13 protein-coding genes are annotated in these 11,706 nt (G+C 62.0%); 5 read left to right on the forward strand and 8 right to left on the reverse strand.

Annotated features, from left to right (window positions below; translation table 11 throughout):
- Positions 1–15: 15 nt before the first annotated feature.
- The 3 genes from PQR08_RS03700 to PQR08_RS03710 all read right to left on the reverse strand — a co-directional run bounded on the left by PQR08_RS03700 (position 16) and on the right by PQR08_RS03710 (position 2,845).
- On the reverse strand, positions 16–990 hold the full coding sequence (locus PQR08_RS03700; protein ID WP_035499743.1) for a substrate-binding domain-containing protein: 975 nt from the start codon (positions 988–990) through the stop codon (positions 16–18).
- 105 nt (positions 991–1,095) lie between these two features.
- The gene (locus PQR08_RS03705) at positions 1,096–2,163 is read right to left on the reverse strand and encodes a LacI family DNA-binding transcriptional regulator (protein ID WP_250485375.1); all 1,068 of its coding nucleotides are present in this window, start codon (positions 2,161–2,163) and stop codon (positions 1,096–1,098) included.
- A 97-nt stretch (positions 2,164–2,260) separates the two neighbouring features.
- Positions 2,261–2,845, reverse strand: a complete 585-nt coding sequence (locus tag PQR08_RS03710) for a DUF1349 domain-containing protein (RefSeq protein WP_250485373.1) — start codon at positions 2,843–2,845, stop codon at positions 2,261–2,263.
- A gap of 155 nt (positions 2,846–3,000) precedes the next feature.
- On the opposite strand from PQR08_RS03710, the gene PQR08_RS03715 reads away from it, so the two are divergent.
- Entirely contained in the window at positions 3,001–4,413 is a 1,413-nt protein-coding gene (locus PQR08_RS03715) for an HdeD family acid-resistance protein (RefSeq protein ID WP_250485372.1), read from the forward strand.
- 15 nt (positions 4,414–4,428) lie between these two features.
- On the opposite strand, the gene PQR08_RS03720 is transcribed toward PQR08_RS03715, so the two are convergent.
- Together PQR08_RS03720 and PQR08_RS03725 are read right to left on the reverse strand one after the other, a co-directional pair.
- The gene (locus PQR08_RS03720; protein ID WP_035499747.1) at positions 4,429–4,686 is read right to left on the reverse strand and encodes a hypothetical protein; all 258 of its coding nucleotides are present in this window, start codon (positions 4,684–4,686) and stop codon (positions 4,429–4,431) included.
- Positions 4,687–4,726: 40 nt separating this feature from the next.
- The gene (locus tag PQR08_RS03725; protein WP_250485371.1) at positions 4,727–5,566 is read right to left on the reverse strand and encodes an NAD(P)H-binding protein; all 840 of its coding nucleotides are present in this window, start codon (positions 5,564–5,566) and stop codon (positions 4,727–4,729) included.
- Positions 5,567–5,679: 113 nt separating this feature from the next.
- Between PQR08_RS03725 and PQR08_RS03730 the strand changes: the two genes are divergently transcribed.
- Positions 5,680–6,315 (forward strand): TetR/AcrR family transcriptional regulator, encoded by a 636-nt coding sequence (locus PQR08_RS03730; RefSeq protein WP_187604199.1) that lies wholly within the window; start codon positions 5,680–5,682, stop codon positions 6,313–6,315.
- 13 nt (positions 6,316–6,328) lie between these two features.
- Here PQR08_RS03730 and PQR08_RS03735 read toward each other — a convergent pair whose 3' ends face one another.
- From PQR08_RS03735 to PQR08_RS03745, 3 genes are all read right to left on the reverse strand, one after another.
- Positions 6,329–7,411: a glycosyltransferase family 2 protein gene (locus PQR08_RS03735; RefSeq protein ID WP_250485370.1), complete on the reverse strand. Its 1,083-nt coding sequence runs from the start codon at positions 7,409–7,411 to the stop codon at positions 6,329–6,331.
- A gap of 488 nt (positions 7,412–7,899) precedes the next feature.
- A complete protein-coding gene (locus tag PQR08_RS03740) occupies positions 7,900–8,127 on the reverse strand; it encodes a hypothetical protein (RefSeq protein ID WP_187604201.1) in 228 nt (75 codons plus the stop codon).
- A gap of 81 nt (positions 8,128–8,208) precedes the next feature.
- Positions 8,209–9,261 (reverse strand): LacI family DNA-binding transcriptional regulator, encoded by a 1,053-nt coding sequence (locus tag PQR08_RS03745; protein WP_187604202.1) that lies wholly within the window; start codon positions 9,259–9,261, stop codon positions 8,209–8,211.
- Between the two features lie 146 nt (positions 9,262–9,407).
- Between PQR08_RS03745 and PQR08_RS03750 the strand changes: the two genes are divergently transcribed.
- From PQR08_RS03750 to PQR08_RS03760, 3 genes are read left to right on the forward strand one after another with little or no spacing between them, the layout of a single operon-like run.
- On the forward strand, positions 9,408–10,493 hold the full coding sequence (locus tag PQR08_RS03750) for a fatty acid desaturase family protein (protein ID WP_250485369.1): 1,086 nt from the start codon (positions 9,408–9,410) through the stop codon (positions 10,491–10,493).
- A 39-nt stretch (positions 10,494–10,532) separates the two neighbouring features.
- Positions 10,533–10,841, forward strand: a complete 309-nt coding sequence (locus PQR08_RS03755; RefSeq protein ID WP_187604204.1) for a non-heme iron oxygenase ferredoxin subunit — start codon at positions 10,533–10,535, stop codon at positions 10,839–10,841.
- A 45-nt stretch (positions 10,842–10,886) separates the two neighbouring features.
- Positions 10,887–11,696, forward strand: coding sequence for an SDR family oxidoreductase (locus PQR08_RS03760; RefSeq protein ID WP_187604504.1), 810 nt, complete (start codon positions 10,887–10,889; stop codon positions 11,694–11,696).
- The last annotated feature ends 10 nt before the right edge of the window (positions 11,697–11,706 follow it).

Raw genomic sequence — 11,706 nt, forward strand, 5'->3', positions numbered from 1 at the left:
GTGTCTCCGTTTCGCTCAATGGCTCGCGATGTACTGCTTCGCGTTGTCGACGAAGATGCCTTGCGTCGGCAGCGTGACCTTCTTCGGCACCTTGTCGCCATGCAATACCTTGAGCGACTGACGGATGCCTTCCGCGCCCGGCGTCGGGTACATGAACGTGCCCGCGAGCAGTCCTTGTTCGACCCATGTCGCACCTTCCTGCGGCAGGCCGTCGATGCCCACGAACTTGATGCTCTTCTCGCGGCCCGCATCCTTCGCGGCGAGATATGCACCGTAGGCCATCGGGTCGTTGTGCGCATAGACCACATCGATCTTCGGCTGCACGCGCAGCACGGTCTTCATATAGTCGTAGGCCTTGTCCTGCTTCCAGTCGCAATCGACCCGTTCGCCGACGCGCTTGATGCCTTTCTCCTTAGCGATGGCCTTGTCCGCGCCGTCGTGACGATCGTGCGCGGGCTGCGCGCCGAAGCCGCCCCAGATCTCTACGAGATTGCCTTGCGCCTTGCCCGGCCCGCCCGTCAGCTTGACGATGAAGTTGCCGGCTTCCTCGCCGATCTGCACGTTGTCCCCGCCGATGAACTGCGTGAACTGGTCGCCGTTGACTTCACGATCCAGCACGAACACGGGAATGCCTGCTTTGAAGGCCTTTTCCACGACGCCCGTGAGTCCCGCCGACTCCTTGGGCGAGATGAAGATCGCGTCCATCTTCTGCGTGATGAAGTTCTCCATGTCGGCGTTCTGCTTGTCGGTGCGGTCGCCTGCATCGGCGATGATCAACTCGACCTCGGGATGCTTCGCGGCCTCGGCTTTCATGTCCTTGTTGAACTGCACGCGCCACGGCTCGACGGTCGTGACCTGCGAGAACCCGAAGCGATACTTCTTCTGCTGCGCGAACGCCGGTTGCGCGATGAGCGCGGATAACGAGCCGATCGCGCCGGCCAGCGGTGCGGCGATGAGACTCGCGGTGATGATGCGTCGTTTGCTGTCCATTGCGTCTCTCCTGTTTTGGTTGCCAGCTTCGGGTCTGGTTTTCAGGGCTTGCTGATGCTCTCGCTGGTTCTGATCTTCGATGAAAAATAAAACGTTATAGCGCCGTCAGCGATCCGCGAGGGCGGCGCGCTTGCGGGTTTCCCTGGTCATGGTCTTGCTCGGCGGCGCGGTGCTTTCGCGCACGCGCAAATCGGCTTTCATGCGCAGATGCACCGGCTCCGATGATTCGCCTTGCAACTGCTTGTGCAGCAGTTGCCAGATCGCGCGCCCCACCGCTTCCACGGGCTGATGGATCGAACTGATGCGCGGATGCAGCACCGACATCCACGGCGCATCGTCGAAGGAGAGCAGTGAGATGTCGTCGGGCAGGCGCAGTTCGGCGTCGCGTATCGCGCGCAATGCACCAAGCGTCGCCACGTTCGCGCCCGTGAACAGCGCGGTCGGCCGCTCGCGTTCCGACAGCAGCCCGAGCGTGGCCGCATGGCTTTCCGTATCCGTCATCCCGCACACGACGACGCGCGCATGACGCGCGAGCCCCGCGCGCTTCATCGCGTCGAGATAGCCGTCCGCGCGCTCGCGGCTGTTGACGAGATCGAGCGCATTGACGATGAACGTGATGCGCTTGTGCCCGAGCGCGATCAGATGATCGGTGCCGTCGCTCGCGGCGCGGCGGCTATCGGTGGTGACGGTATCGGCGGGAAAGCTGTTGTCGACGCGATCCGCCATGACGAGCGGCACGTCGCATTCGCGCAGCTCTTCTATCGCGTGATCGTAGCCATGACACGGGATGATGATCATGCCCGCCACCTGCCGCGAGAGCACGAAGCGGATGCGTTCGGCTTCGCGCGCGGGATCCTCCTGCGCATGGGCGAGCAGCAGTCGATAACCGCTCGCGAGCGCATGATCCTCGACCACGCACAGCAACTCGATGAAGAACGAGTTGGTCAGATCCGGCACGACGAAACCGATGGACGTCGAACGGCTGCTGCGCAATTCCGCTGCAAGACTGTTGCGCCGGTAGCCGAGCTTGCGCGCCGCGTCCCGGACCTGCTGCCGCCGTGCGGGACTCACGCCTTCCGCGCCCGCCATGACCTTCGACGCGGTGCCGAGTGAGACGCCCGCCGCGTTGGCGACGTCCTTCAACGTGCGGGCCGGTTTTTTTCGTGAGTCCAAGGCGCGATGTCGTCGATATTTTGAAACGTTTCAAAATATTAGGAAGCGCAGGCGAACGGAGCAAGTGAGTGTTTTTACCGAGCCGGAGTGCGCCGCTTCACATCGAGACGTCGTGCAGGTCCTTCACGATGGGCGGGCCGATCCTGAAGTCTGAGAAACGCACGTTGAGACCGCCGCGCTCAGGCGTGCAGCACATCGGGCCGACGAGCCAGCGCGCAGTCGCACCGCCCGGCGCGAAAGGCGCGAGGCGCATGAGGGTCCAGTTGGTTTCATCGGTGCTGCATTGCACTTTGAGGACGCCTTGCGCGATCGTCATGCGCAGCCGGAAGCGGTTCGTGTCGGCGCGCGAGCTGAGCGACCAGTCGGAGAGCTCGTTCGTGAGTACAGTGCTGAAGCTGAGCGCGCCGTCGCTGTATTCGGCGCCCGCCTTGACCCAGCGCTCGGCGCTTTCGCGCACCATGAGGCCGGCCTGGTCGTATAACGAGGAGAAATCGCCATCGACAGCGACCTCGGCCGTGAAATCGCCGTCCATGCTCGCCGCCAGAACGTGGCCGTTATCGCGCACGAAACCGTAGTGGGTCTTGCGCCAGAAGTCGGTGTGCGTGTCGGTGGTGACGAAGAGCGTGTCGTTCTCGACACGCCATTGCGCCGGCTCGTTGATCCATCGGCATTGCTCGAACATGGCGTCTCCGTCGCGTGAGGATGGGCAGCGCAAGTATGTCACGGCGCATTCGTGATGCGGTACAGCGCATTCGAACGATCGTACGATAGGGATTGCTGCGCTGACTGCACTAACATGTACCGGCACTTACCGTCATTTTTTGGAAAGAGAGAACGATGGTCAAGCTGATGATGATCCTGCTGGGCGTGGACTATTTGCGCAATCGCTGGCGCAGTCTGCTGGTGATCGGCTGGCTGTTGCTCGTTATCGGCATCGGTGTATTCATCGATGCGCTCGACGGCGCGCTGGGCTTTCCGATCGCCTTCGTCGGCTGGTTGCTGCTGATCGAGGCCGCGCTTACGCTGGCTGTGGCATGGGCTGGCGTCGGCGGTCAGCGCAGGTTGCGCTACGCGAAGGGCATCGCGTTCGCGCTCACGGCGGCACTTATCTTCGAAGGCAATCATCACGGCCACTTCATTCTCTCGATACTGATCGGTCTTGCGTTTCTCTTCGATGGCCTCTTGCAGGCGACGTCGGCGCTCGTCGTGCGTTACCGGCGCTATCGTGTCGCGTTCGGCTTCGCGATCTTCGAGATCGCTCTCGGAGTCTTCATGATTCAACCGTTTCCGACGCACTATAAAGGCACGGTGCCGTACTGCATCGGTGCGTTCTTCATCTTCGCGGGATGGAATCTCATCATGATCGCGACGCGCGTGCGCAAGCTGACGAGCAACCCTGCCGTATGGGGCGATGCGAGCGCGGAAGCGGCGAGCGTTGCGGGCAAGGAACATGACAGCGCGCTTCCGGCATTGCAGGCGAGAGAGTGGGACGGCCCGCCCGCCGACGATGAACCAGCGCTCACGGTGCACGTATGGACGCCGGTGGGATCGTCGAAGGCAGAAACGCAGTGGCATCCGATCGTCGATCGTTATATCGCCGCGGTGGATCGCAATGGCGTGATCTCGACAGGGCATGCCGCGCTCGAATCGCCGGAAGGCATCTACGTGAGCCTCTATCCCGCAGTGGAAATCGACCGCTCACCCGAAGACTTCGCGCGCCTCTTGCGCGCCACGCGCGAGAACGACGTGCCGGGCACGTTTCAACCGAGCTATGCGATCGAATCGAAGGCATGGTGCCCATCGACCGTGCGCGTGCGCATTCGCAATTACGATCCCGCGCGGCTCGATAGCTTCTGGCGCAACTATCGCGAGGATACGACGTATAACCTCACGCACCGCAATTGTTCGAGCAGCGTGTCGCGCGCGCTCGATGCCGCGCTGGAAGGCGCGGCAGGGCGCTTGTACGGTGCGCGCGCGGGCTGGGGCGCGCTCTTCAGGATGATCGTCACGCCGGAACTGTGGGTCGCGGCGCAGGTGCGCAAGCGCGCGGTGACGATGGCCTGGACGCCCGGCCTCACGCTCGACTATGCGCGCGCGCTCAGCATGGTCGCCGATCCGCGTCCTTATGGCTGGCTCAAGGTCGCACGCATGGCGCTCACGAAAATGCGCGAATCGCGGCGTGCATGGCGCGAGGAAGGGACGCTTGCGCCACGCGGCGGATCGAACGTCGATCCGCCCGCGCGCGTTTGATGAGGCGTGCCGCCGCTAAAGATCGAGGTCGTCGGCTTCCTTGCGCGCGCGGCGTTCCTCGTTCGCGCGGCGCGCGCGCAAGCGCTGACGCGACAACTGCGCGATCACTTCGCCAGTCGATGCGCCTGCCGGGATTTCATTGCGGATGACCTTGGGCACCATCGGCAATCCCATGCGCTGCCGGCGCAGCGCGCGGGCGATGGCGGTGCGGCATTCCTGCCCGTGACAATCCCATTCGTCACGGATTCGCTCACAGTAGGGACATTTTTCCATTCCTAAAGTCTACCGCGAAACAGTGACCGCTTTTGTGCACCTATGCGCACCAGACGCCGCTTGCCGCGGTTCGCGCCGCATAGTCCTTGAAGGAGCGGGCTTCGCGATTCAGGGCGGTGCGCACGCCATCGGCAGGCTGCTCATTGCGGCCATCGAGCACGGTGGTGAAGAGATAGAGGATCAGATCGGTGTCCTCGTTCGATACGCCCGCTTCGAGCAGACCGGCGCGAAACGCATCGGCGGGTACGGGCGCGAGATTCAGGTCGCGCCGCGAAGCCTTCGCGATGCATCCGAGCGCTTCGGCGAAAGAGATCGCGCGAGGGCCGGTGAGTTCGTAAAGCCTGTTTTCATGGCCCGGCTGCGTGAGCGCCGCAACGGCTGCGTCGGCGATATCTTCCGCATCGACGAAAGGCTCCTTTATATCGCCGACGGGCAGCGCGAGCGTGCCCTCGCGAATCGGATCGAGCAAAAAGCTCTCACTGAAGTTCTGCATGAACCAACTGCAACGCAGGATGGTCCACGTCGCGCCCGAGCGTTGCAGCGCTTCTTCGGCGGCTTGCGCTTCCTCCTCGCCGCGCCCCGAGAGGAGCACGATTCGTTCGGCGCCGCTTGCCAGCGCGGTGTCGAAGAATGCGCTGACCGTATCGAGCGCGCCTGGTACAGCCAGATCCGGCTGATACGTGACATACGCGCGTTTCACGCCTTCGAGCGCCGCGCGCCATGTCGCGCGATCGTTCCAGTCGAAGCGGGGCTGCGTGGAGCGCGCGCACGCGCGAACCGCGAGTCCCTGTGTGCGTAGCCGCTCCGCCACGCGTCGTCCCGTCTTGCCGTTGGCGCCCAGAACGAGGATGGGCGCGGCGTCGAAGTCCGATTGAGCCATGACTGTCTCCTGAGTTTAAAACATGAGAGTTGCTCACGTTTTAAACATGATAGATACTCACATTTGACTGTCAAGCATTTTCGAGCCTGCTTTCATGCGGCAAAGGAGTCACCATGCAGGAGAAGCCGCCACGCATCGCAGCGAAGGGAAGCGTCGCGCGCAGAAAGCCCGCGCAGCAGCGCAGCCGCGAACGCCTCGATCGCATCCTGGAGGTTGCGCAGCAACTGATTGCGGAGAAGGGCAGCGAGCACGTGAAGATGAGCGAGATCGCCGAGCTTGCGGAAATATCGATCGGCTCGCTCTATCAGTATTTCCCCGACAAGCGCGCGATCGTGCGCACGCTCGCGGAGCTGTACGCGGACGAAAGCCGCCGATGCGTGCGAGAAGCGCTCGATGCCGTGCAGAACAAGGCGCAACTGCTCGACGCGTTCGCCTCGCTGGTCGACCAGTACTACGAGATCGTGATGGACAAGCCTGTGATGCGCGACATTTCGTCGGCGCTGCGCTCGGACAAGGAATTGATGAACATCGAGATTGCGGAGAGCCGCGCATGCGGCGCGTTGCTCGCAGCGGCGATCCGGCGCGTGGCGCCGCGCGCGGACAGCAAGCGCGTCAGCGCGCTCGCGTTCCTGATCTGGCAGCTAGGAGAAGAGACGATGCGCCTCGCCGTCGCGCACAAGCGCAGCGAAGGCGCCATGCTCGTCGATGCCTACAAGCGAATGAGCCTGCGGGCGATCGACGAGGCATGAAGACGACGCGCGCTTATCCGCTCAATTGATTCGAGGTACTCGGGCGGCGCTCGCGCTGATGATGATCGAGGCTGCGCCTCAATACTTTCTTGACGAGCCCCTTGAGGAAGTGGATCGAGCGGTCGGCGCGCACGTTCAGATCGAACGGCGCAAGCGCGACGACTTCACGCCCGCCGTGCGCGGTGAGTTTCTCGCGCATCTTGCGATGATCGACGGCCATGGCCGTGAGCGTCTCCGATGCCTGTTTGAACGACGCACGATCGACGCGCGCGCAAACATGGCATGCGCGATGGAAGAGCTTGTCGAATACGGTGAGCCAGTAATCGTCCGTCTCGCTCCCGTCGCAACGCGCGAGCGCCTCCTGGCCGGACACGCGCAGATTCAGCATATCGCTCAGCTTGGCGGTTTGCGTGATGCTGCCGAAGCGCCGGCGATAGCCGATCAGCGCCTTGGGAATACGATAGATGCTGTTCGCGCGAAGATAGGTCGCGGGCACGAGCGCCATGTCCTCGTAGTTTCGTCCGACGGGAAACGGCGCTTCGTCGAAGAGGTCCGTGCGATAGGTACGCGCCCATGCGAAGGTATGGAATCGATCCGCGAATTGCTTCAACGCCGCGCGATCCATCGGGTGGCCGCCGCTCGTCGCGTCGTCGGCGATTTCGATTTCGTCGAGCTCGCGCCCGTTATCGTCGATGATCTTGACGTTGTATTCGACCACATCCCATTTGCGCTCGGCGAGCACGGGAATGATCGCGTCGGTGAAACCCTTCAGATAGATATCGTCGCCGTCCAGGAAGCCGACATACGGCGTGCGCACCGCCGCGAGGCCCGTATTGCGCGCGGCGCTCAGGCCACGGTTTTCCTGATGCAACAATTCGACGTGCACGCCGCGATCGCGCTCCACGATGGCGCGCGCTGCCGCATAGGTCTCGTCGCGAGAACCGTCATCGACCACGATGATCTTCATCGCGTCGATATGAGGTTGGGATAAAAGGGATTCGAGCGCTTCCTCGATATATCCCTCGATGTTATACGCCGCCACGACGATGCTGAGCAGCGGACCGGTGTCTCGCAATGAGTCACTCTCAAACGGCATAGATGACGCTCTCCGTCGATGATTGGGTTTCCGTGTGCCACGCGCGTGAATCGCGGCACGGTGAGACATGCAGTTGGTCTGATGGCGACGCAAGGGACGCGTTGTTGTTGGAGCATGTCACGTCATATGGCGGGCCCCGGATGTCCCCGCCTGATGTGCATGTCGATGGAAAACACGTTAATAGAGCAGATCGGAGGGGTTACGTTCCCCGACAGTCTGCAAGTTGATCCTTCAGAAATACTAGTAGAAAAACGAGGACGTGACGCCCGCGAAGCTGGAATGCCATCTGAAGTGGCTCGCAAACGTTATCGTCCGGACTCGTTGCATAGTCCTCCGTGCGTTTGGACACATGCGAAGTTCATTGAAAGTAAGGAAGCGTGACAAACCGTTTCATGTTGCAAGCGCTGTTGGAAACGTGAGTACATTTTTCTTCTTTCACACGTAAAGCAGAAAAAAGTTCATGTCCGGATGTCGCGCTTCCACTCGCTTCAATGATGTATGTAGAGCGATTGCCCAAGCGCCTGCGGCGAAGGCTGCGTCGTCCAGCCGCTTTGAACGCTGCCCTCTATGCCGGGTCCGTAATCTGAATTGGCCTTATGCGACTGTTCGCTCTGCGCTTCGGTGTCGCCACGTCTGGCCGGCGCGGGCGTTTGCGCATAGGAAAGCATCGGCACCATGACGGAGGCTGCGAGCAGCGCGACTGCGAGTTTCTTCATGATCATTCTCCTTGATTGAGTGGACCTCGATAAGGAGACTAAGCGCGAAGAATTAGCCGATCGTGAGTGCTTCGCCAACGCTCAGACATTCTCCGGCGTGTAGAGCTGCGCTGGCAGTGGATACTGGCTCGCTTGCGCGGCTTCGCCCGGCAGCGCCTGCAAACTCCGCAGCATCGCCTGAATGGCGGTCTCCGCGATGCGCTGAAGCGGCGTGTCGATCACAAGGTCGATGACGCCTTCGACGAGCGCCTCGTATCGGTCGGGCATCAGATCGCTGCACACGGTGACGATGCGTCGTCCCGCGCCTTCTTCGCGCAGCGCGCGAATCACGCCGCCCACGCCGCCGCCGGGAATATAGAGGCCGGCGAGATCGGCATGGCGAGCGAGCATCGCCAGCGTTGCTTCATAGGCGAGTTGCTTGTCTTCGAGATTGATCTGCGTGTCGAGCACGCGCAACCCAGGCGCGTGCTCGCGCAAATACGAGCGAAAACTGATCTCGCAGCTTTCCTGACCGAGATAGCGCGGCGTGCCGACGAATACGCCGACCGTGCCTTCGTCGCGACGCGTTAGACGACTCACGGCCCACGCTGCGGTACGTCCGCTCTTGCGCGGATCGACGCCGATATAACCTGCACGTAACGGCGCGCTCAAATCCGACAATAACGTGACCGTCGGCTTTCCCTGTGCGTGAAGCGTTTCGACGGCGGCGGTCACATGCGGATGATCCACCGCAACGACGCCGAGCGCCTGCGCTTGTTCGCCGAGCGAAAGCAGCGTGCGCGCAATCGACGCCGGGTCCAGTTCATCCATGTATTCGATGACGGCGGTGCAATGCTCGGGTTCATGACGCGCGGCCGCGTCCGTCAGGATGCGCGCGAAGGTCTGATAGAACGGATCGGCGCGCTTCTGCAGACAAAAGCCCAGCGTGTATCGCTCATGACGTTCGCCGCGTTGCGCGCGCAGGCGATCGCGCATCAGTCCGGCGCCGTGATAACCGATACGCTCGGCCGCTTCGATCACGCGCAACGCCGTGCCTTCACGCACGCTGATGCGGCTGTTGAACACGCGATCGACGGTTGCGGGACTTACCCCGGCAGCTTCGGCCACTGACTGAAGAGTGGGACGCTTGCTCATCGTTGATGTAAATGATGGATTTTCAGATCGCGCGATGATGCCTAAAGATAGCAAATGCGCGCGAACATTGCACAGCCGACGCTTCCGCTCCTATCATCGATCCAATAATAAGCAATGATGTAATTCCAATCATCGGATGAGGTGACATGATGGAATCCGGGCAAGGGCATCGCGCGGGCGAGCGGGACGGCTATCGCGATTACCAGTTGATCGGCGGCGCGTGCGAGCGTGCGAAAGCCGCGGGCCTCGTCAATGCCGAGTGGTACAAGTGCGCGGTGCCGCGCCCCGTGATGAAGAGCCTGATGCAGCGCGGTGACGCACGCGCCATCCGCGACACGTTGCTGTGGTATGCGGCGATCATCGCGAGCGGCGTGCTTGCATGGTTCGCGTGGCAAGCACATTCGCTCTGGGCGATTCCGGCATTCCTTCTTTACGGCGCGCTCTACTGCGGTCCCGCGGATTCGCGCTGGCACGAAAGCGGTCACGGCACTGCGTTCAAGACAGCGTGGATGAACAAGGCGCTCTATCAGGTCGCGTCGTTTCAGGTGTTTCGACGGCCGACGATATGGCGCTGGAGCCACGCTCGGCATCACACCGATACGCTCGTCGTAGGGCGAGATCGCGAGATCGCGGTGCCGCTGCCCACGGACTGGCTGAGCCTCGCGCTCAACGTGTTCGCGCTGAAGCACGCGGCGGCTGAAGTGCCGAAGATCGTCTCGTCTGCGTTCGGCAATATCGGCGAAGAGGAAAAGACCTACGTGCCGGAGTCGGAGTGGCCGAAGGTGATTCTGGAGGCGCGCATCACGCTCGCGATCTATGCCGTGGTGGTCGGCTCGTGCCTCGTTTTTCATTCGATCCTGCCGCTGCTCTATATCGGCTTGCCGAGCCTCTATGGCGCGTGGCTTTATCTCTTCTTCGGCCTCACGCAGCATGCGGGCATGCCTGAGAACGTGCTCGATCATCGCAAGAATTGCCGCACCGTGATGATGAATCCCGTGTTCCGGTTTCTCTATCTGAACATGAACTATCACGTCGAACATCATATGTTTCCGATGGTGCCTTATCACGCGCTGCCGCGATTGCACGAAGCGGTGAAGGACGACATGCCGCCACCCTATACGAGCTCGATCGCGGCCTATGCGGAGATCATTCCGGCGCTTGCGCGTCAGAGACGCGACCCGTCGTATCACGTCGAACGGCCCATGCCCGCCTCGACCGCAACCCAGGCTTGAACCGGCATAACGACATCGAGAGAGAGGAGACGACCCGCCATGACGCAATGGATCGATGCAGCCCAGATGGACGATATCGAAGACGAAGACGTGATGCGCTTCGATCACGATGGCCGCACCTTCGCGATCTATCGCGTGAACGATGAGGTGTATGCGAGCGATGGCCTTTGCACGCACGAGCATGTCCATCTGAGCGACGGGTTCGTGATGGACCATGTCATCGAATGTCCGAAGCACAACGGACGTTTCGATATCCGCGACGGCCGGCCGCTGTGCGCGCCCGTTTGCGAAAAGCTGCGGACGTATCCCGCGAAAGTGGAGGGCGGCCGCATCTTCATCGAGATCTGACGTCGTGATCCGGCAAGCACGCGGATCACCACACGGAGAACAAAGATGACTCAGTTCGAAGGCAAGGTGGCGGTCATCACAGGTGGCGCGCAAGGTCTGGGCGCGGCCGTGGCGGCGCTCTTCGCGGAGCGCGGCGCACAGGGCATCGTGATTTGCGCGCGATCGAAGGACAAAGGCGAAAAGAAAGCGCGCGAGCTTGCCGAAGCGAGCGGGGCGCAAGTGCGTTTCGTCGCGGCCGATCTCGCGCGTGTGGACGATTGCCGCGCGGTCATCGCCGCCGCCGACGAGCAATTCGGCCGCATCGACGTGCTGGTCAACGCGGCGGCAACGACAGATCGCGGCACGATCCTCGATACCGATCCCGAGCTCTTCGACCGCATGTTCGCGACGAACGTGCGCGCGCCTTTCTTCCTGATGCAGGACACCATCCGCATCATGAAGCGCGAAGGAACGGAGGGAGCGATCGTCAATATCTGCTCGATGTCGGCGATGGCGGGGCAGCCGTTCATCGCTGCATATTGCGCATCGAAAGGCGCGCTCGCCACGCTCACGCAGAACACGGCTTATGCGCTGCTGCGCAATCGTATTCGCGTGAACGGGCTGAATCTAGGCTGGATGGCGAGCGAGGGCGAGGACCGCATTCAGCGCACGCATCATGGCGCGGACGACGACTGGCTCGAACGCGCCGCGGCCGCGCAGCCCTTCGGACGCTTGATCAATACGAACGAAGCGGCGCGCGCGGTCGCCTATCTCGCGAGCGCTGAGTCAGGGCTCATGACGGGATCGATGATCAACTTCGATCAATCGGTATGGGGCGCATATGACGACGCGCCGCATCCGCAAGAGCCGCTTTGAATCGGCGATG

This window comes from Caballeronia jiangsuensis (assembly GCF_046030135.1).
GTDB classification, from domain to species: Bacteria; Pseudomonadota; Gammaproteobacteria; order Burkholderiales; family Burkholderiaceae; genus Caballeronia; species Caballeronia jiangsuensis.

Bases quoted from the DNA above. Each gene is read 5' to 3' on its own strand.
- PQR08_RS03755 (WP_187604204.1), top strand. From the start codon at position 10,533: ATGACGCAATGGATCGATGCAGCCCAGATGGACGATATCGAAGACGAA.
- PQR08_RS03750 (WP_250485369.1), top strand. From the start codon at position 9,408: ATGATGGAATCCGGGCAAGGGCATCGCGCGGGCGAGCGGGACGGCTAT.
- PQR08_RS03760 (WP_187604504.1), top strand. From the start codon at position 10,887: ATGACTCAGTTCGAAGGCAAGGTGGCGGTCATCACAGGTGGCGCGCAA.
- PQR08_RS03730 (WP_187604199.1), top strand. From the start codon at position 5,680: ATGCAGGAGAAGCCGCCACGCATCGCAGCGAAGGGAAGCGTCGCGCGC.
- PQR08_RS03720 (WP_035499747.1), bottom strand. From the start codon at position 4,686: ATGGAAAAATGTCCCTACTGTGAGCGAATCCGTGACGAATGGGATTGT.
- PQR08_RS03735 (WP_250485370.1), bottom strand. From the start codon at position 7,411: ATGCCGTTTGAGAGTGACTCATTGCGAGACACCGGTCCGCTGCTCAGC.
- PQR08_RS03745 (WP_187604202.1), bottom strand. From the start codon at position 9,261: ATGAGCAAGCGTCCCACTCTTCAGTCAGTGGCCGAAGCTGCCGGGGTA.
- PQR08_RS03715 (WP_250485372.1), top strand. From the start codon at position 3,001: ATGGTCAAGCTGATGATGATCCTGCTGGGCGTGGACTATTTGCGCAAT.
- PQR08_RS03710 (WP_250485373.1), bottom strand. From the start codon at position 2,845: ATGTTCGAGCAATGCCGATGGATCAACGAGCCGGCGCAATGGCGTGTC.
- PQR08_RS03725 (WP_250485371.1), bottom strand. From the start codon at position 5,566: ATGGCTCAATCGGACTTCGACGCCGCGCCCATCCTCGTTCTGGGCGCC.
- PQR08_RS03740 (WP_187604201.1), bottom strand. From the start codon at position 8,127: ATGAAGAAACTCGCAGTCGCGCTGCTCGCAGCCTCCGTCATGGTGCCG.
- PQR08_RS03700 (WP_035499743.1), bottom strand. From the start codon at position 990: ATGGACAGCAAACGACGCATCATCACCGCGAGTCTCATCGCCGCACCG.